The sequence below is a fragment of the Acinetobacter sp. Q186-3 genome, from assembly GCF_013420655.1.
Lineage (GTDB): Bacteria > Pseudomonadota > Gammaproteobacteria > Pseudomonadales > Moraxellaceae > Acinetobacter > Acinetobacter indicus.
On record NZ_VOXS01000001.1, the window covers coordinates 335,408 to 361,020 of the forward strand.

At 44.6% G+C, this 25,613-nt stretch carries 22 protein-coding genes; 16 read left to right on the forward strand and 6 right to left on the reverse strand.

Translation table 11 applies throughout. From position 1 onward, the window contains the following. The first annotated feature begins 2 nt into the window (after positions 1 to 2). The 5 genes from FTT64_RS01645 to FTT64_RS01665 all read left to right on the forward strand — a co-directional run bounded on the left by FTT64_RS01645 (position 3) and on the right by FTT64_RS01665 (position 3,863). Positions 3 to 749, forward strand: coding sequence for a hypothetical protein (locus FTT64_RS01645; protein WP_016658159.1), 747 nt, complete (start codon positions 3 to 5; stop codon positions 747 to 749). A gap of 495 nt (positions 750 to 1,244) precedes the next feature. Beyond that, positions 1,245 to 1,661 (forward strand): YeeE/YedE family protein, encoded by a 417-nt coding sequence (locus tag FTT64_RS01650; RefSeq protein WP_016658158.1) that lies wholly within the window; start codon positions 1,245 to 1,247, stop codon positions 1,659 to 1,661. 1 nt (position 1,662) lies between these two features. Then, positions 1,663 to 2,085: a DUF6691 family protein gene (locus tag FTT64_RS01655; protein WP_005177782.1), complete on the forward strand. Its 423-nt coding sequence runs from the start codon at positions 1,663 to 1,665 to the stop codon at positions 2,083 to 2,085. Continuing rightward, complete coding sequence (locus FTT64_RS01660) at positions 2,082 to 2,957, forward strand: MBL fold metallo-hydrolase (RefSeq protein ID WP_180181984.1); 876 nt, start codon at positions 2,082 to 2,084, stop codon at positions 2,955 to 2,957. Before FTT64_RS01655 ends, FTT64_RS01660 begins: the two co-directional genes overlap by 4 nt. Positions 2,958 to 3,098: 141 nt before the next feature. Then, on the forward strand, positions 3,099 to 3,863 hold the full coding sequence (locus FTT64_RS01665; protein ID WP_180087981.1) for an alpha/beta fold hydrolase: 765 nt from the start codon (positions 3,099 to 3,101) through the stop codon (positions 3,861 to 3,863). Positions 3,864 to 3,876: 13 nt separating this feature from the next. Here the strand turns inward: FTT64_RS01665 and FTT64_RS01670 are convergent, their stop codons facing one another. The 6 genes from FTT64_RS01670 to tssH are packed head-to-tail and all read right to left on the reverse strand — an operon-like array spanning position 3,877 to position 11,497. After that, positions 3,877 to 4,839, reverse strand: a complete 963-nt coding sequence (locus FTT64_RS01670; RefSeq protein ID WP_127799549.1) for a M15 family metallopeptidase — start codon at positions 4,837 to 4,839, stop codon at positions 3,877 to 3,879. Continuing rightward, complete coding sequence (locus FTT64_RS01675) at positions 4,836 to 5,480, reverse strand: hypothetical protein (RefSeq protein WP_127799551.1); 645 nt, start codon at positions 5,478 to 5,480, stop codon at positions 4,836 to 4,838. Before FTT64_RS01675 ends, FTT64_RS01670 begins: the two co-directional genes overlap by 4 nt. A 14-nt stretch (positions 5,481 to 5,494) precedes the next feature. Next, positions 5,495 to 6,301, reverse strand: coding sequence for a type IVB secretion system protein IcmH/DotU (gene icmH, locus FTT64_RS01680; RefSeq protein WP_104471483.1), 807 nt, complete (start codon positions 6,299 to 6,301; stop codon positions 5,495 to 5,497). A 12-nt stretch (positions 6,302 to 6,313) separates the two neighbouring features. Continuing rightward, positions 6,314 to 7,678 (reverse strand): type VI secretion system baseplate subunit TssK, encoded by a 1,365-nt coding sequence (gene tssK / locus FTT64_RS01685; RefSeq protein ID WP_005177795.1) that lies wholly within the window; start codon positions 7,676 to 7,678, stop codon positions 6,314 to 6,316. Between the two features lie 5 nt (positions 7,679 to 7,683). Further along, positions 7,684 to 8,799 carry a type VI secretion system protein TssA gene (gene tssA / locus FTT64_RS01690; RefSeq protein ID WP_180087982.1) on the reverse strand — a complete coding sequence of 372 codons (1,116 nt, stop codon included), beginning with the start codon at positions 8,797 to 8,799 and terminating at the stop codon, positions 7,684 to 7,686. A 19-nt stretch (positions 8,800 to 8,818) separates the two neighbouring features. Continuing rightward, positions 8,819 to 11,497, reverse strand: coding sequence for a type VI secretion system ATPase TssH (tssH, locus tag FTT64_RS01695; RefSeq protein ID WP_180061539.1), 2,679 nt, complete (start codon positions 11,495 to 11,497; stop codon positions 8,819 to 8,821). 390 nt (positions 11,498 to 11,887) lie between these two features. Between tssH and FTT64_RS01700 the strand changes: the two genes are divergently transcribed. The 11 genes from FTT64_RS01700 to FTT64_RS01750 all read left to right on the forward strand — a co-directional run bounded on the left by FTT64_RS01700 (position 11,888) and on the right by FTT64_RS01750 (position 25,423). Beyond that, complete coding sequence (locus tag FTT64_RS01700; RefSeq protein WP_104483770.1) at positions 11,888 to 12,526, forward strand: hypothetical protein; 639 nt, start codon at positions 11,888 to 11,890, stop codon at positions 12,524 to 12,526. A gap of 20 nt (positions 12,527 to 12,546) precedes the next feature. Next, a complete protein-coding gene (gene tssB / locus FTT64_RS01705) occupies positions 12,547 to 13,050 on the forward strand; it encodes a type VI secretion system contractile sheath small subunit (RefSeq protein ID WP_045795670.1) in 504 nt (167 codons plus the stop codon). Beyond that, positions 13,043 to 14,524, forward strand: a complete 1,482-nt coding sequence (gene tssC, locus FTT64_RS01710) for a type VI secretion system contractile sheath large subunit (RefSeq protein ID WP_005177804.1) — start codon at positions 13,043 to 13,045, stop codon at positions 14,522 to 14,524. Before tssB ends, tssC begins: the two co-directional genes overlap by 8 nt. 44 nt (positions 14,525 to 14,568) lie before the next feature. Beyond that, positions 14,569 to 15,072 (forward strand): type VI secretion system tube protein Hcp, encoded by a 504-nt coding sequence (locus tag FTT64_RS01715; protein WP_005177807.1) that lies wholly within the window; start codon positions 14,569 to 14,571, stop codon positions 15,070 to 15,072. 67 nt (positions 15,073 to 15,139) lie between these two features. Further along, entirely contained in the window at positions 15,140 to 15,616 is a 477-nt protein-coding gene (tssE, locus tag FTT64_RS01720) for a type VI secretion system baseplate subunit TssE (protein WP_045795669.1), read from the forward strand. Between the two features lie 11 nt (positions 15,617 to 15,627). After that, entirely contained in the window at positions 15,628 to 17,433 is a 1,806-nt protein-coding gene (gene tssF / locus FTT64_RS01725; RefSeq protein ID WP_180061538.1) for a type VI secretion system baseplate subunit TssF, read from the forward strand. Continuing rightward, the gene (tssG, locus tag FTT64_RS01730) at positions 17,397 to 18,392 is read left to right on the forward strand and encodes a type VI secretion system baseplate subunit TssG (protein ID WP_180061537.1); all 996 of its coding nucleotides are present in this window, start codon (positions 17,397 to 17,399) and stop codon (positions 18,390 to 18,392) included. The genes tssF and tssG overlap by 37 nt, the downstream gene beginning before the upstream one ends. Next, positions 18,389 to 19,807: a hypothetical protein gene (locus FTT64_RS01735; RefSeq protein ID WP_180103385.1), complete on the forward strand. Its 1,419-nt coding sequence runs from the start codon at positions 18,389 to 18,391 to the stop codon at positions 19,805 to 19,807. Before tssG ends, FTT64_RS01735 begins: the two co-directional genes overlap by 4 nt. 40 nt (positions 19,808 to 19,847) lie before the next feature. Then, positions 19,848 to 23,663: a type VI secretion system membrane subunit TssM gene (tssM, locus tag FTT64_RS01740; protein WP_180181985.1), complete on the forward strand. Its 3,816-nt coding sequence runs from the start codon at positions 19,848 to 19,850 to the stop codon at positions 23,661 to 23,663. Positions 23,664 to 23,694: 31 nt separating this feature from the next. Next, positions 23,695 to 24,654, forward strand: a complete 960-nt coding sequence (gene tagF / locus FTT64_RS01745; protein WP_075167762.1) for a type VI secretion system-associated protein TagF — start codon at positions 23,695 to 23,697, stop codon at positions 24,652 to 24,654. Between the two features lies 1 nt (position 24,655). Continuing rightward, positions 24,656 to 25,423 carry an OmpA family protein gene (locus tag FTT64_RS01750; protein ID WP_168384105.1) on the forward strand — a complete coding sequence of 256 codons (768 nt, stop codon included), beginning with the start codon at positions 24,656 to 24,658 and terminating at the stop codon, positions 25,421 to 25,423. Positions 25,424 to 25,613 lie beyond the last annotated feature (190 nt).

Below are 25,613 nucleotides of genomic sequence, written 5' to 3' on the forward strand. Positions count from 1 at the left end.
TTATGCCACAACCCCGCATCAGGATGTTTGCAGGTCCGAATGGTTCAGGAAAAAGTACCATTAAGGAATATTTGTTGCCCCATCATATTGGGGCATATTTAAATGCAGATGAACTCGAATATCAGCTTAAACACTCTGCAGTTTTGCATTTGGACCATTATCATCGGGCATTGAATGCAGCCGCTTTAATTTCCTTTCTAGAACAAAAACAACGACCGCAGGCAAATACATGGGTGCCTTTATTACGTCAGCCACCGGTGTTAATCAGTGCAAGCTGCGTACAGTTTGATCCTGCAGAAATCGATTCCTATTTATGCGCGCGTATTATTGATTATATTCGCCTGGAATTTTTACGTTTAAAGGTGAGTTTTACCTTTGAAACAGTGATGTCGCATATTTCCAAAGTGGAATTTTTACATGAGGCAAAACGCCACGGATTTAAAACCTATCTGTACTATGTTTCCACGGTTGATCCGCTGATTAATATTGCGCGGGTGCAGTATCGCGTAGAGAAGGGCGGGCATGGCGTGCCTGAACAAAAGATTAAACAGCGTTACTACCGCAGTATGGATTTATTAATGCAGGCGGTGGATGCCACAGATCGAACCTACTTTTTTGATAACTCGACGGATGGTCAAGCCGCATCTTTTCTGGCCGAGATTGAAAATGCCGAGCTGTTAAAAATAAATCCCGAGGCGCAGGTGTTGCCAGAGTGGTTTGTAGAGAAAGTTTTAAATGCTTTTGAGTAAGTCAGTTCACTTGGATGGGTACTCATCTCTATTTCTGATCAGCAGCTTTAAAACGCCAAGAAATTAAAGCCAAACTACATAATATTCTGCCGAAGTACAAAATTCCCCGAGGATATATTCGGGGGATTTGCCCAACTATCAAGATCAGCTAATTAATTCACATGATTTTTCTAGCAAACTGTTTTCCATTTACGACCTGTAAGGCGGTTTATTAAACTAAAATAGTCTTTATCCAAGTCCTATTTTAGAGATGTGCTGGCCGCGCTAAGCCTCTAGTCAGTGGAAGCTTTTTTATTTTCCTTATTTTTTAAACGCTTCATTCTCATTCCTTTATCCCTAAAATAGCCTAAGCAATACTCTCCTTAATCAGCAAATGACAACGCAAAAGCCAGAATAAAGGAAGGGGGGAAGATGGTTAGCTCTTTGTAAGAAAGGATAGCTATTTATTGATATTTTATATATTATAAAAACATATAATGTTTTGAGTGTATGGCGATGCATGATTTCCTGATTGCGTTTTTAGGTGGTCTTTTATTAGGGGCCGCCGTGGTCGGCTATTTATATGTGAACGGACGAATCGCAGGGATTAGTGGTTTGCTGGCTCAGGTGATGCAGCCAAGCACCATCTTTAAAACACCGGCGCTGTGGTTTTTATTGGGACTGTTTGTTACGCCGTTTATTTATGGAATCTGGCAGCAGCCACAGATTGAACTTGACGCCAGACCACTCATGATGGTGGTGGCCGGTATTTTGGTTGGTTTTGGGACCCGTTTAGGTTCGGGTTGTACCAGTGGTCATGGTATTTGTGGAATCAGCCGTTTATCCAAACGTTCGATGGTAGCGACCTTGACCTTTATGCTGACGGGCGTATTGACAGTGTATGTCATCCGCCATATCACAGGAGCATTCTAAAATGAAAAATATCTGGGCGTTTCTATTTGGCGGATTATTTTCATTGGGCCTGATGATTTCGGGTATGTCCAATCCGGAAAAAGTACTAGGTTTTCTGGATATTTTTGGGGATTGGGATGCCAGTCTGGCTTTTGTGATGATGGGTGCCATCGCCGTGGCTTTTATTCCGTTTCAAAAGGCAGTACGTCAGGCCGAACCTAAGACGGTGTATCATGAGGCCATTGAGTTACCGCGGCAAAATCAGCTAGATTCTAAACTGATTATCGGCAGCGCTTTGTTTGGGATTGGCTGGGGAATTGCCGGCATTTGTCCTGCACCTAGCTTTACGTTAATTGGTTTGGGCTATTATCAGGCGCTGTACTTTATTGCTGCGATGATGTATGGCATGTATCTCCATCATCGACTTTTAGGGAAAAAATCATGACCGCTACGCCAGTTGTACAACATTTTTTTGACAAAGAGACCAATACATTCAGCTATGTAGTGACCGATCCGGCCACGCAGCAATGTGCAATTATTGATAGCGTCTTGAATTATGATGCGGCTTCGGCATCTACCTCGACTGAAGGTGCAGACGCAATTATTAGCTATATTCAGCAAAATAGCCTAAGCGTTGAATGGATTTTAGAAACCCATGTGCATGCAGATCATCTGACCGCAGCCCAGTATTTAAAAGAAAAGCTGGGTGGAAAAATTGCCATCAGTAACAAGATTATTGTGGTGCAGGATACGTTTGGCCGTATTTATAATCTGGTTTTGAAATATTTGAATGCGCATCAAGCCTTTGATTATCTGTTTGATGATCATGAGCAATTCAGTATTGGTGAATTAACGGCCTACAATATTCCAACACCAGGGCATACACCAGCCTGTTTAAGCTATGTGATTGGTGATGCAGTCTTTGTCGGCGATACCTTGTTTATGCCGGATTATGGCACTGCGCGCTGCGATTTCCCGAAGGGTAGTGCAGAGCAACTGTTTGATTCCGTGCAAAAACTGTATGAGCTGCCAGCGCAGACACGGGTATTTTTATGCCATGACTATCTACCTGAAGGGCGTGAGGTCTTTATACACGAAACCAGTATCCAGCAGCAAAAAGCCGAGAATATCCATATTCACGATGGCACGCAAAAAGCTGAGTTTGTAGAAATGCGTAATCGCCGTGATGCCGGTTTATCGATGCCAAAACTGATTCTGCCTGCCATTCAGATCAATATGGTGGCCGGACATTTCCCTGAACCGGAAGCCAATGGCACGCGCTATCTGAAACTGCCACTCAATTATTTCAACAAATAAACTGGATCGGCCAATGCTTTCGTGCAACTGGCCGATATTTTTGGCCTGATACAAAATAGCCTAAGCAAAAATACAATTTTAATAAAACACTTATCCTATAATATCGAGAAAGCCAAAACCGATGCATTCAAGGAATCAAAAATGCTGCTCAATTTCCAGACTTCACAACAACATCTATCAAGCACCGACATTCCGGTTGTTCTTATTCATGGTTTATTTGGCAGCCTGAGTAATTTGGGTATGTTGGCACGTGCGTTACAGGAACGTTATCCGGTCATCCAGATTGATGTGCGTAACCACGGAAAATCAGAACATCGCCAGAGCATGAGCTATACCGAGATGGCGCAAGATGTACTGGAAACCCTGGATGCGATTCAGGTACAAAAATTTATCGTGATTGGCCATTCCATGGGTGGAAAAATTGCCATGCAACTGGCTGACCTTGCACCAGAGCGGGTAGAAAAACTGGTGGTGCTGGACATGACGCCATTTGCCTATCAGGAAAATCATCATGACCAAGTGTTTGAGGCGTTATTTGCCGTCAAAAAAGCACAAGTGGAATCACGCCAGGATGCCACCCAGATTATGCAGCAGCATTTGCGTGAAGATGCAGTGATTCAGTTTCTGATGAAATCGTTTAGTAAAGGGCAGTGGTTATTTAATGTTGATGCACTTTATGCATCTTATCCGAAAATTTTATCTTGGCAGTCAGTCAAGGTGGATGCACCAAGTTTATTTATTCGTGGCGGCGCCTCTCCGTATTTATCTAAACCGGAACACTATGCTGCCATTGAACAGCAGTTTAGTCAGGCCAATATTGAAACTGTTGAAAATGCGGGGCATTGGCTGCATGCAGAGAAAACTGCTGAAGTGGTTGATAAAATCCAGCAGTTTTTATCTGCATAAGCCCGGTATTGTTTTAATCAAGTGCATTGGCCATCAGCTGACCTTCCGAGGTCAGCTTTTCTGCCATTTCCCGGGTTTTCTTTAAGCCTGGCATCCGGTATTCGGTATGGCCGTAATCTTTAATGGATTTCCAGCGGCCACCCCAAGTCAGGCCGACCGACTCCGCCACTTCACCATACAGTTCATAACCGCGCATTGCCCATGGGTCACGCTCGGAAATCACCACTTTGCCATTACGTTTAAAGGCCACATCGGCGGCTAAACCAAATTGATGATAGCTTTGATAACCACGGGCACGGGTGGTGTTTTTATTTTTGGACAGCGAGTTTTGTCGCTCCGGACTACGATAACCCTCCAATAGCACCAGCTCATAGCCATGGCGTTCTTTCATGATTTTAAACACCATCAGCAGGCGCTGTTTATAACGTGGATTCATCTTGTGCCATTTCCGATCAGCGCTGACAATTGATGGATTGACATGAGAGTGAGCATGTAAATCTTCTACTGCCGGATCATAACTATGCTGATCTGCCGGCACAGCCGCCCACTGATTTTCCAGTTGCATGGCCTCAACCACGGCGGCTTCGACCAGTGCTTCTTCTACTTCAGGTGGTGGTGATAGCATTTCACCTTCAAGCAGGGCATAAACTTGAGGATCGACTTCTCTTAAATAGTCGGCTTCAATTTTGGTGGCGCTAATCGGGCGGGTAAAGGCAAACAGAATGATGCTGGAAAACAGAAAAAATCCGGCAATCAAAATCCACCATTGCTGAATATGCCAATGGGTTTGAATCTGTTCTGCTGCAGCCGCATGATTAAACTGTTGAGCCAGACTTTTCACCGAGCTCAACTGTTTTTTACTGTTAGGAATAAGTGCCTGAAAACCGGATAACACCTTGGCGCGTAATTCATAAGACAACAATAGCGCTAAGCTACAGGCCACAAGCACAAAGGCAATAAAAATAACCGCAATCATGGATGAACAGCAGTGTCCTGTACGCTTACAGTTTCAACTTTTTCCACCGGTTTACGGGTGACCGAAATTTGGACACTGGCCTGTGGTGTTTCTTCTGGTTCTACGGCGGCCATTGGCACCACAACCGGTGCGGCCGGTTTAGCAGGACCAGCTTTGGCTGGTGCTGGAGCTGGTTTTTGTACAGATGGCTGTTTTGCTGTCACCACAGGAGTACTGGCCATGTCTTGCGGAAAGTTCGGAGCTACACGCGCTTGATTTGGCGCAGGCTGGGCAGCAACTTTTGCTGGTTGATGGGAAAAGATTTTACTTAGTTCACCATCATTGGGTTGCTGAAATTCAACCGGATGTTCAGTCTGCACATCTTCGAGTTCTTCAAAACTACTAGAGTGATCGGTCATCTGGTTTTTTAATTCTTCCAGTTCTGCCGGCAGTTCCGATGGAGTAACCGCTGGCGCGGCCATTGCCTGAGTGGACTCTGCTAGTGTTGTCGATGGCTGGCCTGCATAAAAATAGGCATAACCGGCTAAACCGGTGACCATGACCCCCGCCACAAAACCGCCCAGACTATATAAAAGTGGCGACGGCGATTTTGGCTTGTTACTTTGTAAAATCCGTAATGAAGTTTGTTTTTCGTTTGCCATGTTTTATCTAAATTTTATGGTAAATGAATGGTGATATGCGCCTGTTCCGTTGGTGCAGTAATCACGTTTTGATATTGGCTCATTGCGCTATTATTCTGGTTGGACAGCATGTAACGCAGGCCGGCAAAGGACAATAAGGCAAAAAGGGCTAAGAACAGCAAAATCCAGAAAAAAGGTAATTCACGGTGAATAATATGTTTGATCTGATCCGGTAAGGCGGCAAAAGGCGAAAACGCGGTTTTCTTGCCTTTCAGATAATCAATTTCATCGCCAACACGCGCCACAATATGGTTTAGTGCTTCCATCGACTCAATACGATATTTGCCCTGAAAGCCCAGCAGCATGCAGTAATGATAAACCTCTAAAGCCGCCAGACGTTCTTTGCCACGACTTCTGAGCTGTTCCAGCATTTCAAAAAAGCGATAGCCGGCCAGCTGCGAACCGAACAGATTGAGTTGTAGGGGATTAATCAGCCAGTGATTCTGCAAATCAAAAAATTGCGGGTCCTGCTGGGTCACAATGGTTTCATCCAGCAAGGCACAATACGCATATTTAGCATCGTGAATATCATCGGCTGAAAACTGCAGTTTTTTCGCCTGGGTTTCAAAACGGTTCAGCATATCCATGATTTTTTCGCGGAATGCTTCAACATTGCCTGGCACATACTGGTTCTTGATCAGGAACACAATATAGAAACCGTCATGAAGTAAATCGACCAGATTAGAACTATTGCTGATTTTCGGGTTGACCTGTGGCGGGGTCAGACCGGTACCAATCTGACCATCATCAAATAAGGAAGGTGCATGATGTGGAGTATTCATGAAAAAATGTCCTTAACCGTTCATGACAGCAATAAGTTCAATAGAAAGATCCTGGAAGCCAGCCGGTACATAAATACAGATCGATTCCGAGTCGAGCATACGTTGATACAGGTCATTATTCGGCTCAATTTCAAAATAACTCACTCCGGAACGTACTGGAATGGCAGTCGGCACCTGCATCAGGTGATGAATTGGAATAGCCGGTAAGGCGGCCATCACACGCTGTTCAACATCAACCGTATTACCGACTTTAAAACGCAGCGGCACAATCTGGATCAGTTCATGCGCCTGCATCATCGAGCTGGACACGGCAATATACAGACGGGTATCGCGGGTAATTTTGTCGGATTCCAGACTGCCGACCCAATAAGACGGACGGATTTCTTTCAGGGCGATGCTGATATAACGGCTGGAAATAATGGTATCCAGCAATTCTCTGAGGATGACATCCAGCTGTTCAAAACTGTCCTGTAGCTGATGATGCTTATAACGCGGCAACTGATCGACTTCATAGGCCGTCGAGAAGGTCAGCAAAGAACCGGTTAAACGTAATAATTCAAAAAATAGACGTTCCGGATGAATCTGGGGATATTGCAGAACATGACTTAAAGTCGCATGTGCAGTATTTAAGGCATTCACCAGCCAGAACGAAACAATATCGCCAGAACGGAACTCAATCAGTTTCTGTTCATTTTCCCGGTTATTGGTTTGAATGGTTTTGATTTTGGCTTTAATCACATTCAAGGTACGGCGCAGGCCTTGCAGCAGGCTGTCGCTCGATTCAATATGTAAAATTGGTGGAATAAATTTGCGCTCAAACTCGAAATGGCCGGAACTGTGGCGTTTGATTTTGGCCACCGGCAAATAGATAAAGCCATCCATTTCATGATTTGGTTCAAACTGGGCATCCAGCAGTTTAAATTCGGCACGGCGTTTCAGCAGGGTAATATCTGCCGGGGTAGCGTCGGTGAATAAATCATGGGTTTGAGTGAGATGTGAATGGTAACGGCCCGGTTGAGCGCCAGATTCAAACACCACATTATTTTTATTTGGCTGTACAATCGGTAGCGCTAGATAAACCAGCATTTCACCACGCAGATTCAGGTCATCCAGCTGTACTGGTTCAGGTAGTAAATCACGTGCTGGCGCCTGATAGATTTCTCCATCTTGCCACAGCATTTCAATACTTTCTAAAGCCAGCACATGGGTATTTAGCTGTGCTTCATCAAACTTTATAGATTGCACGCCATAAGCAAATGGAATGGTGGAACGAACAGTATGGTTCAGGCGCTGTTCATGATAGCTGTCTTGCAACTGAAAATGTTGCGGGCGTAAAAATAAGCCTTCGCCCCAAAGAATTTTATCTGCTTTAAACATGGCACTTACCAATCACTATTTGTTTCATTAGAGCTTTGCACACCCAGTAATTCCTGAATATTTTCAAGCGGGTTGTCATTTTTAATTACCTGAGTCAGCCATTCATGCAGCGGCATCTGACTCCATTTAATGGTTTTTTGCAGCATGTAGCTGACCGGGCTATGGGGTTCATTGGCCTGAAAGTAATCGGCAATTTCCTGTAAAACCTGCATGGCCTGTTCACGGTTGGCCAGATGGTTTTGAGGTTGCGGTTGAAAACCGGTCGGTGAATTCATGATGGGCATCGCTATGGCAGGGGCTGCTGTAGTATTAATGGCATCAGCAGTCACAATGTTATTCTGTTCAGATGCTTCAACCAGAGTCTGCGCGGCAAAGGCATCTGTTTTATATAATTTTTTAAGCGTGGAATGAATCGAATCGAGCTGTGAGTCAATGGCGGCAAAACTTGGTGCATCCAGGCCCATCAATTGATCCAGTACTTCTTTTAAACTTGACCACTGCTGCAAAATGTCCAGAAAGTGCTGGTAATTCTGGTATTGCAGCGACTTCGAGGTATTCAACAGCGCCTGATCAAACTGCTCCAGCTGTGGCGTGGCTGCTTGATCAGATGAATCTTCACTTTGCTTGCGACGCAAATTGTCCTGATACAGAAAATTGTCATAATCACGCAGGCTCAAGTGAGGTGCAGTCACAATCGGCACGGTTTTAATCAGCACCGGAATCTGGTTAATCAAACCTTGCAATAAACCAATACGCTGGTCCAGATCATCATCTTCAATTTCCGGATGCAGCTGCAACCAGTATTCATTCAAGCTTCGATGGCTGAGTTGAATAGCCTGAGCAATGCCCTCAAAGCCATACAAATTGCTCCATGCTTCCAGCAGCCAGCCATATAAACGGATATCCTTGGTTTTACTTTCCAGTAATTCAGTCGATTTGCTATGTACAAAACCCCAGTCGGCCTGTTTGGGTTCGGAGACCCAATCGCCCTGATCGAGAAGCGGATCATCCTGAGTTTTGGCCTTTTTAATGGCATGAAACTCATTGGAAAAAGAATAATCTTCTCCGCAAGGCTGTTCAGCCGAAATGGGGTGTAACAATACATCGAGGTTGAGGTTCATTGCTGTTCTGAATCCTTGATCACGCTTCAGTCATCTTTGCTTTTTTACTGCTTCGTTTTTTGGCCGTTTTTTGTTCCGGATCGAGCTGATAGATGATTTCATCGTCTTTGACATCAATATGAATCAGTTGCGGAATTTTTTGCTCGGCCAGTGCCATCAGGATTTCTGTCGCCAAGGCCGGAAGCACCGAAGAATTCAGAATATTGTCGACATTACGTGCACCACTATCGACTTCGGTACAGCGACTCAGCAGTAATTCAATTAAATCGTCGGAATAGCTGACTTTGGTCTGGTACTGCTGTTCCAGACGCGCGGTAATTTTACCGAGTTTGTGCTGGATAATTTGCACCAGTAAATCATCATGCAATGGGTAATACGGCACAATCCGCATACGTCCTAAAAAGGCCGGTTTGAACTGCTTGTACAAACTTGGTTTCAGCTTTTCAATCAGCTGTTCTGCGCTTGGCCATTCATCTACCGGCAGCGGCAGGCAACTTTGCATGATGGCGCCGGAACCGGCGTTAGAGGTCAGCAGGATGGTGGTATTTTTAAAGTCAATCAGGCGACCTTCACCATCTTCGAGCATGCCTTTATCAAACACCTGATAGAACAGTTCCTGCACATCACTATGCGCTTTTTCAATTTCATCGAGCAGGACCACGCTATACGGATTACGACGTACGGCTTCCGTCAGCACACCGCCTTGACCATAACCCACATAACCCGGCGGCGCACCTTTTAAAGATGAAACCGTATGCGCTTCCTGATATTCCGACATGTTGATGGTAATCAGATGCGATTCACCACCGTATAACTCATTGGCCAAGGCCAGGGCAGTTTCAGTTTTACCAACCCCACTTGGGCCGACCAGCAGGAACACGCCTTGCGGTTTGTTTGGATCTTCCAACTTGGCTTTTGAGGTTTTAATACCTTGCACCAGTTGATGCAGGGCATAGTCTTGCCCCATAACACGCTCAGAAAGTTTATCTTCTAAGGTCAGAACCTGCTTGATTTCATCATTAATCATTTTTCCGACAGGAATACCGGTCCAGTCCGAGATAATTTCATTAATAATCTGGGCATTGACGCGTTCAAATACCAGCGGATGTTGACCTTGCAGTTGCTGCAACTGGCTGCGTAACTGCTGCATCTGGGTCTGGCTGTTTTCATCGGCTTCGGTCTGCTGTTCTAGCGTCTGAATCTGCTGAACCAGTTCCAGTTCTTGTTGCCATTGCTGTTGTGTATCGGCAATTTCCTGCTCAAGAGCAGTAATTTTCTGATTTAAACCGTCTAAACGTTCATGATGAATCGGGAAGTGTGCATGTTCTTTTTCAACAATTTCGCGTTCAAGTGTTAAATTGTGCAGCTGCGCCTGTAACTGATCGAGTTTCACCGGCTGGGCATTTTGAGTCAGCGCCACACGTGCAGCGGCGGTATCTAATACACTAATCGCTTTATCCGGGAGCTGGCGACCACTGATATAACGATGTGAGGCATGCACAGCCGTGACAATTGCTTCATCATCAATATTCAGCTTAAAGTGATTGGCCATCACCGGAATCATGGCGCGCAGCATATCAATTGCGACTTCTTCAGTTGGCTCTTCAACTTTGACCACCTGGAAACGGCGGCTGAGCGCGGCATCTTTTTCAAAATACTGTTTATATTCGGCCCAAGTGGTGGCCGCGATAGTACGTAACTCACCACGAGCCAGTGCTGGTTTCAGTAGGTTGGCGGCATCATTTTGACCGGCCTGACCACCAGCACCAATTAAGGTATGCGCTTCATCAATAAACAGGATAATCGGATGAGTCGAAGCCTGAACTTCCTGAATCACCTGTTTTAAGCGGTTTTCAAATTCACCTTTAACACTGGCACCAGCCTGTAACAGGCCCATATCCAGCACATGCAGATGCACGTTCTTCAGCGCATCGGGTACCTGGTTATTGGCAATTTTAAGTGCCAAACCTTCTACCACCGCAGTTTTTCCGACACCCGGTTCACCCGTTAAAATCGGATTGTTCTGACGGCGACGCATTAAAATGTCCAGCATCAGACGGATTTCAAATTCACGGCCAATCACCGGATCAATTGCGCCCGTTCTGGCTTTTTCAGTCAGGTTAATGGTGTATTGATCCAGCGCAGGTGTTTTTTTGCTATTTGGTGCAGGCTCGATAGCTGTGACGCTTTCAGTTTCAGCCGTTTCCGGGACAGTAGCGTTTTCATTTTCGACACTTTTGACACATACATCTAAGAATTTGTGCTTCATGGTGTCAATTGGGAACAGGTCAAACAGGCTCGAAGCACGCACTGCAATCTGATAAAGATCAGGTGCGGTTAGCAAAGCAACCAGTAAGTGACCGCTACGAATTTGCGGATTTTGCTCGGCCGAGGCTAATAACCAGGCTTGCTCTAACAGACGAATGATAGATTTTGCAAAGATAGGTGTACGAGAATTACCCTTTGGCAGGTGACTGACACTTTCTTTTAAATCATGAATGAGATCATCTTTTAAAATTTTATATTTATCGAGAAGGAGACTCAGGTCATTTTTATGGTCTTGGGTTAATAATTCTAGGAAAAAGTGTTCTATTTCAATTTCGTAGTTCTGCTGATTAATACAGGCATTGGCAGACTTTTCTAAGGCTGTTCTGGCATGACTTGATAGTTTATTAATCAAAATTTTTAAATTATTCATAACACGCTCTAGTTATAATTCCAGTCCAAATGGGTTAAAGTAGCGACCATGGGCTGAACATCGTTTTCAGTAAATAAAATAAATTTTACTTACATATCAATAACTTGTATTGATATAAATATTAGGGTTGTAGTATTCTACCTAAAATTTTTTCAAAAATGAAAACAAATAAGACAAAAATAATTTTACCTGAAACAAAAATATGACAATTATTGTCGATAGTTGGCAGAATTTGTCTTGACGCCAGAAGTTTATTTTTTGTTAAATTTGCGCTATGTTTTTTTTTGATAAAAATTGTTCGTGTTCAGTTTTCAAATACACCCATTCACTATAAATGAATTTAGAAATTAGAGGCTCGTTTTGAAAAAAAGTATTCTTCTTTTTCCCCTAATGGCGACACTTTGTGCCACCCCAATTGCTTATGCAGATGAGCAGATTGAGCTAAAACGAGGCTGTATCAAGGATTATCCGCTGGTTAAGGGAGAAACTGATCAGGCATTGTTGGGGATTTATCAGCAAGTGTGTGCCAAAGAAAATAAAAAAAATCAAGAGGTGAAACAAGAACTGCAAGTTCAAGCCGCAAAACGTTTTCAGGAACTTGGTAAAAATATGAAGACCCTGCAGCTGGTAGAACAGCTGGAAAACCAGGGCGTACGCCATCCAGACCTGACTGATGCGCACTTTTTAGCAGGCGTTTCGATTGCCAAAAATGCCTTAAACTATATGCGTACCGAGCAAATGCGCTTTTTATCTGACGAAGTGACCTATCCAGCGGCCAAGGAATTATCGGATACTATCCGCGCTTCAGTGCCTGCTCCGGATACCAGTTCTGCCAAGGCCATTACCAATGCATCGCTTGCCAAAAAAGCTGCAGCCCAACGTGCTGCAGCACGTAAAGCAAGCAGTAATGCAAGTCGTGCTAAAACCACACGTACCGCATCGACCAAGGCAGCAACTGCAACAAGAACAACTGCTCCGGCAGCAAAACCAGCGGCTTCAAATAATCCATTTGAATCGCTACGAAAATAATAAAACAGGATCACTGTATTATGGCTAAACGTGAAAGTGTACAAAAGAAACTTCAGCGCATTCGTCCTCCACGTGTTCAACTGACTTATGATGTTGAAGTGGGTGATGGCAAAGAAGTGAAAGAATTGCCTTTTGTGGTGGGGGTATTGGGGGATTTCTCTGCTGCTTCTGAACTGGAAAAGACCAAATTAAAAGATAAAAAATTCATTAATGTTGACCTGGATAACATTGATGAAGTGATGGAATCTTTGGCGCCACGCGCAGCATTTGATGTGGAAAACACCTTAACCGAAGAGGGCGGTCGCATGTCGGTGGATCTGACCTTCACTTCCATGGAAGATTTCCGTCCGGAAAGCGTGGTGCAACAGGTTGATCCGCTGCGTAAACTGGTCGAAGCACGTGAGCGTTTAACCGATTTGCGTAACAAGATTTCCAATAGCGAACGTCTGGAAGATCTGCTGGATGAAGTATTAAAAAATACTGACCAGATTCGTAAATTAAGCGCGGAGGCAGATCATGACTAATGCTCAGGCCGTTCAGGCACAAACCCAGACTGCAGAAGAACTGACTTTGCTGGACTCGATTGTCGAGCAAAGCCGGATTGCCCGCAATGAAGAAGAACATGACCGTGCCAAAAGCCTGATTGGCGAACTGGCCAAAGAAGTCATGGCCGGCACAATCACTGTTTCTGAAAACATGACCTTGTCGATTGACAAGCGTATTGCTGAAATTGATGCGCTGATTTCTGCCCAGCTCAGCAAAATCATGCATCATGAGCAGTTCCAGAAAATTGAATCGACCTGGCGCGGTTTATATTATTTCTGTCAGGAAACACCGTCGAATCCGCTGATTAAAATCCGCATGCTGAATACGACCAAAAAAGAACTGGTCAAAGATTTCCAGGGCGCGACTGATTTTGATCAGAGTACCTTGTTCAAGAAAATCTATGAAGAAGAGTATGGTTCATTTGGTGGTGCACCGTATGCGACTTTAATTGGTGACTTCGAGTTTGACCGTACGCCTTCAGATATGTATCTGCTGGAGCAGATTTCGCACGTGGCTGCGGCATCGCATGCACCATTTATTTCTGCGGCAAGTCCGAGCATTCTGGGGCTGGAATCGTTTACCGATATTGACCGTCCACGTGATGTATCCAAGATTTTCGAAACTGCAGAATATGTACAGTGGCGTTCATTTCGTGACAGCGAAGATTCACGTTATGTCGCATTGACCATGCCGCGTGTATTGGGTCGTCTACCGTTCCATCCGAAAGATGGTGCAGCCACTGAAGGCTTTAACTTTATTGAAGAAGTGTCGGGCCAAAACCATGATGAATATTTATGGATGAATGCGGCGTATGCCTTTGGTACCCGTTTAACCAATGCCTTTGATATGCATGGCTGGTGTGCGGCAATTCGTGGCGTTGAAGGTGGCGGTCTGGTCGAAGGCCTGCCGGTCCATACCTTTAAAACCAGCGATGGCGAAGTGGTCTTCAAGTGTCCAACTGAAATTGCCATTACTGACCGTCGTGAAAAAGAATTAAGCGATTTAGGCTTCATTCCACTGGTACATTGTAAAAATACTGACTACGCGGCGTTCTTTGGTGCGCAATCTGCACAAAAACCGAAGAAATACGACAGCGATAGCGCCAATGCCAACTCGGCCTTATCTAGCCAGATTCAATATATTATGGCGGTTTCGCGTATTGCCCATTATTTAAAAGCCATGATGCGCGACAAGGTCGGCAGCTTTGCCTCTGCTGGCAATGTTGAAGCCTTTTTAAATGACTGGTTATCGCAATACGTCTTGCTTGACGACGGTGCCTCTCAGGAAGCGAAAGCACAATATCCGCTTCGTGAAGCATCGGTAAAGGTTGTAGAAAATCCTGCTCAGCCGGGACACTACAAGTCTGTGGTTTTCTTAAGACCGCATTTCCAGTTGGACGAGTTGTCGGTTTCTTTGCGACTTGTTACTGAGTTACCTCAGTCCTCAAATTGAGGCAACTTATAATAACTTTTAACTAAAACAGGAAAATTTATAAAATGAAAGATATCTACGTACAGTTTCGAGGGAAGTATAAAGTTGATGGCGAATCGCGTGACGCAGAGCACAAAGATTGGCTAGAAGTAAATTCTTGGGCGCACAATATCCGTCAGCCTAAATCAGCAACTTCTTCAAGTGTAGGTGGTCATACTGCTGAGCGTGTGGAACACTCAGACATGGTTTTTGTTAAAGATTTGGATGCAACCAGTCCAAAACTTTGGGAAGCATGTTCTGCGGGTTATACCTTCGATGAAGTACAGATCGATTTCTATCGTGCTAACGGTGACAAGCGTATCAAGTACCTGCAAATCAAACTGAAACATGTACTGGTTTCAAGCGTAACGCCAACTGTGAATGAAGAAGGTGTTCCAACTGAATCATTCGGTTTGAAATATGCCGCAGTCGAGTGGACTTATAACCAGCAAGATATTAACGGTACCCAAAAAGGTGCAGTTACTAAAAAATGGTCACTTTCAAATAACACAGCATCTTACGCTGCTTAATTTGTATGACCACGGGAGGCTGGCGCTATGCCAGCCTCTACCTGATTTTATACTTAATTAGTAATACATGAATTTAGACCAGCTTTATCCGTACGGTTTTAGAACTACATTATTTGACCGGCTTTTAACTACAGAAGATTATCATTTAAAGGGGTTGTCATTACAGGAACTTCGCGAATCTGTTGCTGCAGATCTGGAAGACCTGCTCAATAGCCGCATGGCATCTTTGCATGAACAGATTGATGATTTTCCACTGGTTAAAAAGTCCATTATGCAGTTTGGGATTATTGATTTTGTCGGCTTATCGACCGCTAATCCAAGTGACCGCGATAAAATCTGCCAGTCTATTGCACAATCCATCGCGGCACATGAACCGCGTTTAAGACAGATTAAAGTTGAAATGTTATTAGATGAACAGGATATGGGGGCTTTGTGCTTGAGTATTCAGGCCTATATCAATATTCATCCCTTATATGAACCTGTGATTTTTGATGCTTTATTAAAACCAACAACACAACAATATGTTATTTCGGCACGTGCATAAGTGGGATTCCTGTGATTGAAGACTTGTTACCTTATTACGAAAAACAGCTGCAAGAATTCGGCCAGCAATCTCGTGAATTTTCCCAGAAATATCCTAAAATCGCGCAGCGTCTGTCTTTAAATCAGGAACAGATTGATGACCCGCATATCGAGCGTTTAATTCAGGCATTTTCACTAATAGCCGCGCGTATTGATAAAAAACTGGCAGACAGCTACGACATTTTTACCCGCGCCTTGTTTGAGGTCATGTTTCCACAGTACCTAAAGCCATTTCCGGCCTGTTCTGTGGTCAGCTTTGAAGATCTCAATAAAATTAAACAGCTGACCGAAGCACATATAATTCCCAAAGGCACGGCGTTAAAATCCAGAAGTTTCAAAGGCGTTCAGTGCGAGTTTTCCAGCACACACACTGTGAATTTATTGCCAATTCAGCTCAACAAGCTGGAATTCAAGAGCAATCCGAGTGCGCATATGCACTTGAACCAGAATGCAACCTTAAGTCTGGGTTTTGAAATTTTTAATCAGGCACACACATTGCTGCAACAACAGCAGTTGCCAATTTATCTTGATGCGATTTCCAATTTTCCGCTTCAGGTACTCGATGGTATTTTCAGTCCCAGTACCGGATTTTCATTAAAAATTGGCCAGCGCCAAATTCAGATTGCTAATCCGTTTCAGCTGATGGGCATGCATGAGCAGGAGAGTGTACTGCCGCTAGATGAGCATACCCATCATGCCTACCGGTTATTGCTGGAATATTTCTGCTTTCCGGAAAAGTTTAATTTCCTGAGTCTGAATCTGGATTTTCTGCATTATTTCGAAGATCAGAGCCAGTTTGAATTGCTGATTCATCTGAAACTGAACCTGAATGATCAGATGGTGATTCGCAATTATTCCGAACTGAACGTGGCTAACTTTAAATTATTTGCCACACCGGTGGTGAACCTGTTTGAGAAGCAGGCCGAACCGCAAAAAATTGATCACAAGCAGCTGGAATATCCACTGGTGACCGATGCGCATCATCCTGAGTTTTATCAGATGTATAGCATTCAGGAAATGAACATGATCCGGGAAAAAACCAATCAGGATCAGGTGGTTTTTCCGGTTTATCCATTTTTTGCCATGAGTCATTATCGGCATGAAGATATTCAGTTTTATTACGCCCTAAATGCCAAGCAGCTGCATAACCGTTTTGTGGAAACGGGCTACAGTGTATTGTCAAAGCAATTACAACCGCAGCACACCAAGTCGGATTTTATCAGCGCCAAACTGCTTTGCTCAAACCGTGACTTGCCACATGAGGCTTTAAGCCAAGCCAATAATATTTTAAATCTGAATGACAGCAGTCTGGCACGGCGCGCTCTGGTACTGAAGCGTCCGAATAAGCCGTATTATTTTGAGCAGAATAAAATGGAACAATGGCGGGTGATCTCGCATTTATCCTTAAACACCTTGTCTTTGATGAAAGGTGATGCGATCAGTCATATCAAAGAGCTGCTTGAACTTTATAACCTACCAAAATCTAAAGAAAATCATTTAATTATTGACTCAATTAAAGCGGTCGAGTTTTCGTTAACCCAGAAAATGGTCGAAGCTAAACCCTTTCCTTTATTTGTCCGTGGTCTGAAAGTGCATCTGGATATTGATCCACAGGTATTTCGTGGCCATAGCCTTTATATTTTCAGTACCTTGCTCAGTCATATCTTTAACTTAAAAGTTCAGATGAACAGCTTTGTGGATGTGGTGGTGCGCGATGCCAACAGCTTACAGGAGTTATACCAATGCGTGCAGAACGTTGGTGGCAAGAAACTTCTGTAATTGCAGATCTGGTTGAACAGCCGACGGCGTATGAGTTTATTCAGGCCACGCGGCTGCTGCGTCATGCACCTGAACAGGCCGTACAGACCGACTGGAAAAAGGGCTTTCAGTTTCAGACCTCGCTCAATCTGAATTTTCCGGCGGCAGAAATTGAAACGTTGGCGGTTGAAGATGATCAGATTCAGCTGACCAATTTAATGGTGGGACTCACCGGCATTCAGGGGGCCTTACCGTATACCTATACCCAGCGCATCCGCCAGAGTCCACGTATCCAGCGTGAAGAAACCGTGCAGTTCCTCAGTTTGTTTAATAACAAACTGACCGGCCAACATATTGAAGCCAGCTTGGCTTATAACTTGCCGGTACGTTATGAGGTCGAACACGACAATCATTATCTGGATATTCTGCATGCGCTCAATGGTTACATCCGTTCACAACATGAACAGGATGAGATGGATCATTATTTTGCAGAATTTTCAGGCCTGATGCAGGGCCAGAACAACACCGCACATGCCTTAAAAACCGTGCTGAACTGTATTTTCAAAACCGATTTTACTGTACATGAATTTATTGAAGAAAAATTCAAACTGGATGATGCGCATAAAACCTGTTTAGGCGGCAGCAATCCGGCCTTGCTTGGAGTAAATACCTTTTGTGGGGAAACCATCCGCCAGATTGATGGCAAGATTGAAATTGAAGTCGGACCTTTAAACCGGCAGCAATATCAGGAATTTTTACCGGGACAGCGAGCCAGCACTAAACTGAAAAAACTCTTACAGACCTGGTGCAGTCCGACTCTAATGGTTGACTTGCGTTTGGTGCTGAGCAAAGAAGACATTCAGCCTTTGTGTCTGAACTCCAGTCATCATGCGGGGCTAGGGCAAGGGGCTTTTTTAATGCCACAGGCACGGGCAGATAATCGTGATAGCTGTTATCCGCTGTTGGGGGATCAAAGATGATCAAGTGGATCATTGGCACTTTTGTCAGTATTTTTATTCTGGTCAGCACCGCCATTATCTTTTACTGGCGCGATATTCAGCATGATCCCGATACGGCAGATATGCTGGCATTTTTTGTATTTTTACCTTTGGCGATTACGCTGCTGCTGACGTCACCTTTCATCATTTATAGCGCAGTCCAGCATTATAAAAAACGACAGGAAGAACAAAAACAGCAGCAGGAGCAGGCAGCACTTGCCCAGCAGCAGACTCCTGAAGAAAAAGCGGAGCCGCTCAGAACGGTGGCGCTGAACCTGTACAGTGGTTATAGCCAGCATGCTTTTGGTGAAAATGAACAGATTGTCGAAGAATTAAAAAATTTCACTAGTCCGGAGCTGGATCATCAGCTGTTAAATGCCTACGGCTTGCCAATTCTGTCCTATCGGATTAAAGACCTGGATGATGAAATTGAGCTGGACGACGATGCAGATGAATATAGCGTTGACAGCCAGCGCAGTTTACGTATGCGCCGGCTGGTCCAGCAGCAGCTGGTTCAGCACAGCGATGTACTGATGCAAATTGCCGAACATTTAAAACAGTCGGCACTGTTCTATGACAGCGAGCTGGCCTATCAGTACCGTATGCATCCGGGCTGGAGTGATCCCAACCATCAGGAAGATGACAGCCTTGAACCTGAGCCGGTGCAACCTGTTATGCGTTTAAACCGGATTAATATTCATGTGGTGCTGGCAGAAGATTTGCTGCATTTGTGGAATGAAATGGACAGCCAGCAGATGATCATGGAGTTTATCCAGGATTTTCAGGTGATTCCGGAGCAGATTCATATCGAGCATCATTACTGGGGCAGTAAAAATGCCTATCAGGACTGGTTTGAACTGCTGGAACAGACCGCAGCACAAACCGAAGACGTATCACTAATTGTGCTGGTCGATTCTGAAATTGATCAGGACGTGATTGATGAAAAAACCTGGCTGACCGACCATTATTTACCGGCTGAATTTGTCTCTAGCTGTATTGTGGCCTCCACCGCGGTGCAGATTAACCAGTTAGAACCATTCAAAATGCTGCAGCTGGTGTTGAATGAAAAAAATATTGCCCATTACCTGCAGCAGCATCAGATGACAGAACTGGCGCAATTCGATCAGGAACAGCCTTTTGTGCTGATGCCAGATGATCCGACCCAGATTAAAGTCGTGAAGCAGATTGAACAGAGTTTTGCTGAGTCTCAAATCGAAACTCATCATTTTTTATATACAAAACAAAGTATTGGTCATACCCAACACTTATCGAAAGTGTTTTCTTTCATGTTGGGCATGCATCTTCCAGAGGGAATTATTTCCATGATTTACAGTACCGAACATCCGGCCACCCACGTACTTTTTATGCCGGTTTCCCATGAAACCCCACAGGGCTGATGTTGCAGTATCGCGCGAATTTTAGAACAACGAGAACAGTATGTTTTATACCATTTTAGGCTATGTCTGGCAGTATGTGACTAATCCGAAAGCGATTATTGCACTGTCTATTTTTGTGGCACTCATAGCATCTTATAACACCATTCCGCGCAATCTATTCTGGGCGCTGATGGCAGTGTATATTCTGGGTGTGGTCGGATACGGGATTTATGCCTTGATCCAGCGTTATCGTCATGAAAAGCAGGGCGAAGAGCTGGCCGAAGCCATCAGTAAAGACACCGAAGCTGAATACGGCAAGCAGAAAGACAAAGAAGAATTACAGCTGATTCAACAACAAATGAAAGAATCGATTCAGCTGATCCGCAAGTCTAAACTGGGCGATAAAAAGGGCAATGCGGCCTTATATGAATTGCCGTGGTATATGGTGATTGGTAACCCGGCCGCCGGAAAAAGTTCGGCGATTTATAACTCCGGTCTGAAATTTCCCTTTGAAGAAAGTCATCAGAAAATGGTGTCTGCCGGTTTAAGCGGTACCCGTAACTGTGACTGGTTCTTTTCCACCGAAGGGGTATTGCTGGATACAGCCGGGCGTTATTCGGTCTATTCCGAAGATCATTCTGAATGGCTCGGTTTTTTAGGTTTGCTGAAGAAAAACCGTTCTCAAGCGCCAATTAATGGCCTGATTGTAATTGTCAGCATTGCCGAGCTGGTCAGCCAGAGTCCGGAAAAATCAATTAAACTGGCCAAGAATTTACGTGCCCGGATTCAGGATTTAACCGAGCGTCTGGAAATTTATCCTCCGGTGTATCTGGTGTTTTCTAAAATGGACCTGATTGCCGGCTTTACCGAATTCTTTGAATGTTATGAAGTGAATGAGTTTGATCAGGTCTGGGGTGCAACCTTGCCCTATGATGCGGAATCTTCTCAAAATGCGGTCGAGCTGTTTGAAAAGCATTACGGCATTTTATATGACGGTTTAAAAGGCGTAAGTACTACCCATTTAAGCCGCCGCCATTCACAGAATATTTCTCCAAGTGTCATGACTTTCCCGCTGGAGTTCAAGAGCTTAAAGCCAGCGCTGAAAACCTTTATTGGTACCTTGTTTGAAGATAATCCGTACCAGTTTAAACCGGTATTCCGTGGCTTCTATTTCACCAGTGCCTTACAGGAAGGCACCATTGAAAGCCCGATGACCGAGCAGATTGCACAGGACTTTTTACTGACCAAGATTCCCAACAGTGAACATGGTGTGCCGACCCGTTCGGTTTCACAAAACCATGGTTACTTCCTGAAAGGGCTGTTTTCCGATGTGATTCTGAAAGACAAGAATCTGGTCAAACAGCATATTAATCCACTGCGTAAACGCCAGCGTTATGTTGGCTTTATTGCCGCATTGTTTGGTGTGTCGATTATTCTGGGACTGTGGGTCTGGTCGTATCGCAATAACCAGCAGTTAATTGCCGAGGTGCAGCAAGACCTGAATAAAGTGGTGCAGATTGAGCAGCGCTCTGGCACCGAACTGGCCGGACAGCTTGAAGCCTTGCTGATTCTGCAAAACCGTATGTCACAGCTGGACAGTTTTGCTGAAGATCGTCCATTAAAATTTGGCTTTGGTTTATACCAGGGCAATGAGCTGCGTGAAAAGCTGAAGACTGAATATTTGCAAGGCGTGCAGCAGATTGTGCTGCAGCCGGCACAGCAAAACATGGCACAGTATCTGCAACGGGTAAAAGCCAATGAAGAAACCCTGAAGGCCAATCATGCCAATGTGGAAATCAAGCAGGTGGCCAATCAGCAGAAATATCTGGAGCCATCGGACAGTAATCCGCAAGATGCGTACAATGCACTGAAAGCCTACTTGATGATGAGCAATCCGGAATATCGTGAAGCTGGTCATTTAAGTGATCAGGTCACGCGTTTCTGGCGTCCGTGGTTAGATGCCAACCGGGGGAATTTGGCGCGCGGCCAAATGCTGAAAGATGCCGAGCAGATTTTATCTTATGCCATGACCCTGGCCAATGATGCCAAATTCCCGAATCTGGAAGCGGATACCTTGGTGGTTGATCAGTCACGTCAGGTGTTATTGTCTGTGGTACGTGGTATGCCGGCACGTGATCGGGTCTATAACGAAATTAAAATGCGTGCAGCGGTACGTTTCCCGGCCTTAACCGTCAAACAGATGGTCGGTGAGAATAATCAGGCGGTGGTGCTGGGCAGTTATGCCTTACCGGGTGTATTTACCCAGAAAGCCTGGGCAGAATATGTCGAAACCGCCATTGATGAAGTCTCCAACCGGCCAACAGATTCTAAAGACTGGGTGTTAAACAGTACCCAGTCCGATGACCTGACCTTTAGCGGCAGCCCGGATCAGATCCGTAAACAGCTGACCGATCTGTACAAGCAGGAATATATTGCAGAATGGCGTAAATTCCTGGCTGGTGTGCACTATGCCAAAGGCAAGGAATTTAAACAGTCTGCGCAGAATATTGAAAAACTGGGTGAACCGGAAAATTCACCAATCCGTCAGATGATTACCCGGATTGCACAGGAAACCTCGTGGGATAATCCGGTGGTTCAGGCAGAACTAGCCGCACCGCAAAAAGGTTTTATTGCCTGGTTTAAACGTAAAGTGTTGAACCGCGATGAAGCGAAAATGGCGGAACAGGCCGTAGCCAGAGCACAAGGACCAATTTCCAAAGAATTCCAGATGTTCTATCAGCTGGTACGTAAGCGTGATGACCAGCAGAACAAGTCTTTACTGGATGAGTATATGCAAGCGATTGCTCAGGTGCGCAGCAAGTTCAATGACCTGAAAAGTGCGGGCGATATTGGTCCATCGGCCATGACCTTGGTGAAACAGACCATCAATGATCAAAGTTCGGTGTTTAACAGTACCCAGAAACTGGTCGATGAGAAGATGACGGTGGGCTTAAATGAACGTGACCAGCAGCTATTACAAAAACTGTTGATCAGTCCATTAACGCATTCATTTGAAAGCCTGTTAATTCCGGCGCAGGATGAGATCAATAAACTCTGGACCATGCAGGCTTATCAGCCATTTAACGCCAATTTAAGCAAAAAATATCCATTTAATTCCTCTGCGACCTTACAAGCGACCAGCAATGAAATTAGCCAGATTTTTGGTGAAAATGGCAGTATCGCCCGTTTTGTGAAAGAGCATTTAGATCCGCTGGTGATCCGTCGTGGCTATACCTTAACCTCAAAAACCTGGAAAGATTTAGGTATCAGCCTGAACCCGCAATTTGTGATGAATTTCCAGAGCTATGTCGCGCCTAGCAATGGCATGGCGACAGGTGAATTGTCTCAAACCGCGGCGCAAGCACCGGTGAATCAGTCCAACTTCCAGTTCTATCCATTACAGAATCCGCAATTACTGGCCTATACCATTGATATTGATGGGCAGCGTATGGTTTATGAAAATGGCATTCAGCAATGGGTGAATTTCGTCTGGCCAAATCCGGGTGCGATTCCGGGTGCGCGTATTACAGCGGTGGATTTAGAAGGTAAAACCCATACCGTCTTTGATGAACCGGGTGAGTACGGCATTAACCGTCTGATTGACACGGCTCAGCGTACCCAGCAAGGCGGCAGCTTTGAAATGGTCTGGAAAAGCAAGCAGGACCCGAATATTGCGGTGAAACTGAACTTCCGACTGATTAGCGGCAACTCGGGTACTATTGGCTCAAGCCGTGGCTATGCGGGTTTACAGCTGGTTGATCAGGTGGTTACCAATAAATCGGTACGTGTCGTGGCTGCGCAAACAGCACCGACACCTGCCACTGCACGCACCAATAGCACATCGCCTTTAAAAGGAATTGAAGGAGTACAGCCATGATCAGCCAGAACAGGCGAGTGGGAGAGCAGGGATGAATGAGCTGAAAACCCTGCCATTTTATTATGGTAAATGTCCGGCCCGAGGCGATTTTTTGAAAACCAAAGGCCAATCTTCACTGATTCAGGTACTGGATCAGTGGATTACTGAGGCGCTGGAAAAAGCGATGCAATCTCCAGAGTTTCAAAGCCGCTATACGCAGTTGCCATCACTGGATTTTTTCATTGCCAATCCGCAGGAATATAAATTTCTGGTGGCCAACTTAATTGCCAGCGAAGACAGTTCGGGACGACAGTTTCCGATGGTACTGAGCCATCTGTTAGATGTAGATGTCCCCCTGGAGCATTTGCTGTACGCACCGTATCGCTATAAACAGACCCTGATTGATCTGTTTCAGAAAAACCGGGTGCTCAAGTCGATTCGTGATCCTGAGATTTTGCTGGACAAGCTGGCCAAACTGAATAACCAGATTCAGGTGTTTGATGTGCATGAAAGTGCAGCATTTTATGAACATCATACGACACATTCTTTTGCCCAGTTGATGAAAATCAGCACCTATGAGCTGGCACAAAGCATGATTGGACTGGGATTATTGCTGCAACCGGTGATCCATCAAGGCACCAGTAAATTAAATAAAGTGCTGATTTTGCCGATTAATAATCATGCCTATTGCTATGAAATTGCAGCATTTTGGGTCAGTCTGATTAGCCGTTTTGTCGCCAATCAGAACACAGAATTGCTGGTCGGTTTACTGCATTATGACAAACCCTTGCTGATTTTTGGCTTTCATGGCGCAGATATTCAGGCTTTAAGCGAAATTTTCACCCAAAACCTGGACAGTTCACATTGGGTCTCATTGGTCAATGCCAGCTGGATTGATCCGTATCTGGAGCAAAATGCAGGTTTGGCGGCGTTGGAACAGGCTTTATGTGAACGCCAGCTTAGCTTAAGCCAGGGAATCAAACTCTTTAGACAGACTTTTATAGATGGATAAAATGATTAAAAATCAATTAAATACATATAAAAAACAATGGCTGTCTGTACTCTTGTTCAGTGTTAGTAGCTGGGTATGTGCACAGCCGATTGTAGTTGAAGGCGTGGTCCCGAATGAAGCCAGCAAACAGGCCATCCTGACTAAAATGCACAGTGTGTATGGTGTGGACCAAGTAATTGATAAAATTCAGGTTAAATCGGTTGCTGCACCCAATGGCTGGAGCGAATCGGTCACACGAATGATCACGCCAGACCTAAAAAAAGTGAAGCAGGGTCAATTGTCGGTACGCGGTACGCAAATTGATTTAAATGGAAAAATGTCCAATCAAAATGATATCCAGCCAACCACAAATGCTTTTCAGGGCTTGGTACAGGCGCCATATCGTTTTAATGCACAGTTATCTGTAAATCAGGCCGAACAGAAAATTATTGATGATGCCTTGAAAAACCGGATTATTGAATTTGAATCTGGCAGTGCGGTTTTAGCCGCATCTGGGACAAAAATTCTTGATGAGATGGCGATTGCCTTAAATAAGGTTGGTGGCAAGCAGGTGAAAATTATTGGCCATACTGATAGCTCTGGTGATGCCAATAAAAACCTGATCTTAAGTAAAGAGCGTGCACAGGCGGTAAAAGATTATTTGATTGGCAAAAATATTCCTGCAGATAGTTTGAGTGTGGAAGGTTTAGGCGCCAACAAACCTGTGGCAGACAACTCAACAGCTGAGGGTCGTAAAAAGAACCGTCGTATTGAGTTTGAAGTGATTTAAGTGGTCATTAAAGGAATAAGAGCCATCTACAGGATGGCTTTTATTTAATATGCTATTGTTATTCCAAAGTAGAAATGTCCTACCTAATAACCAAATAGAAATGTCCTATATGGACATTTCCAAGTCAAGCACAGGATTTAGATTTCGTTCTTGAATTGCTGTTTTCTGTGCACGTCTGCTTGGCATCTTT

Excerpts from the sequence above, each read along its gene's own strand:
- FTT64_RS01645 (WP_016658159.1), top strand. The coding sequence starts at position 3 with ATGCCACAACCCCGCATCAGGATGTTTGCAGGTCCGAATGGTTCAGGA.
- FTT64_RS01650 (WP_016658158.1), top strand. The coding sequence starts at position 1,245 with ATGCATGATTTCCTGATTGCGTTTTTAGGTGGTCTTTTATTAGGGGCC.
- FTT64_RS01655 (WP_005177782.1), top strand. The coding sequence starts at position 1,663 with ATGAAAAATATCTGGGCGTTTCTATTTGGCGGATTATTTTCATTGGGC.
- FTT64_RS01660 (WP_180181984.1), top strand. The coding sequence starts at position 2,082 with ATGACCGCTACGCCAGTTGTACAACATTTTTTTGACAAAGAGACCAAT.
- FTT64_RS01665 (WP_180087981.1), top strand. The coding sequence starts at position 3,099 with ATGCTGCTCAATTTCCAGACTTCACAACAACATCTATCAAGCACCGAC.
- FTT64_RS01670 (WP_127799549.1), bottom strand. The coding sequence starts at position 4,839 with ATGATTGCGGTTATTTTTATTGCCTTTGTGCTTGTGGCCTGTAGCTTA.
- FTT64_RS01675 (WP_127799551.1), bottom strand. The coding sequence starts at position 5,480 with ATGGCAAACGAAAAACAAACTTCATTACGGATTTTACAAAGTAACAAG.
- icmH (WP_104471483.1), bottom strand. The coding sequence starts at position 6,301 with ATGAATACTCCACATCATGCACCTTCCTTATTTGATGATGGTCAGATT.
- tssK (WP_005177795.1), bottom strand. The coding sequence starts at position 7,678 with ATGTTTAAAGCAGATAAAATTCTTTGGGGCGAAGGCTTATTTTTACGC.
- tssA (WP_180087982.1), bottom strand. The coding sequence starts at position 8,799 with ATGAACCTCAACCTCGATGTATTGTTACACCCCATTTCGGCTGAACAG.
- tssH (WP_180061539.1), bottom strand. The coding sequence starts at position 11,497 with ATGAATAATTTAAAAATTTTGATTAATAAACTATCAAGTCATGCCAGA.
- FTT64_RS01700 (WP_104483770.1), top strand. The coding sequence starts at position 11,888 with ATGGCGACACTTTGTGCCACCCCAATTGCTTATGCAGATGAGCAGATT.
- tssB (WP_045795670.1), top strand. The coding sequence starts at position 12,547 with ATGGCTAAACGTGAAAGTGTACAAAAGAAACTTCAGCGCATTCGTCCT.
- tssC (WP_005177804.1), top strand. The coding sequence starts at position 13,043 with ATGACTAATGCTCAGGCCGTTCAGGCACAAACCCAGACTGCAGAAGAA.
- FTT64_RS01715 (WP_005177807.1), top strand. The coding sequence starts at position 14,569 with ATGAAAGATATCTACGTACAGTTTCGAGGGAAGTATAAAGTTGATGGC.
- tssE (WP_045795669.1), top strand. The coding sequence starts at position 15,140 with ATGAATTTAGACCAGCTTTATCCGTACGGTTTTAGAACTACATTATTT.
- tssG (WP_180061537.1), top strand. The coding sequence starts at position 17,397 with ATGCGTGCAGAACGTTGGTGGCAAGAAACTTCTGTAATTGCAGATCTG.
- FTT64_RS01735 (WP_180103385.1), top strand. The coding sequence starts at position 18,389 with ATGATCAAGTGGATCATTGGCACTTTTGTCAGTATTTTTATTCTGGTC.
- tssM (WP_180181985.1), top strand. The coding sequence starts at position 19,848 with ATGTTTTATACCATTTTAGGCTATGTCTGGCAGTATGTGACTAATCCG.
- tagF (WP_075167762.1), top strand. The coding sequence starts at position 23,695 with ATGAATGAGCTGAAAACCCTGCCATTTTATTATGGTAAATGTCCGGCC.
- FTT64_RS01750 (WP_168384105.1), top strand. The coding sequence starts at position 24,656 with ATGATTAAAAATCAATTAAATACATATAAAAAACAATGGCTGTCTGTA.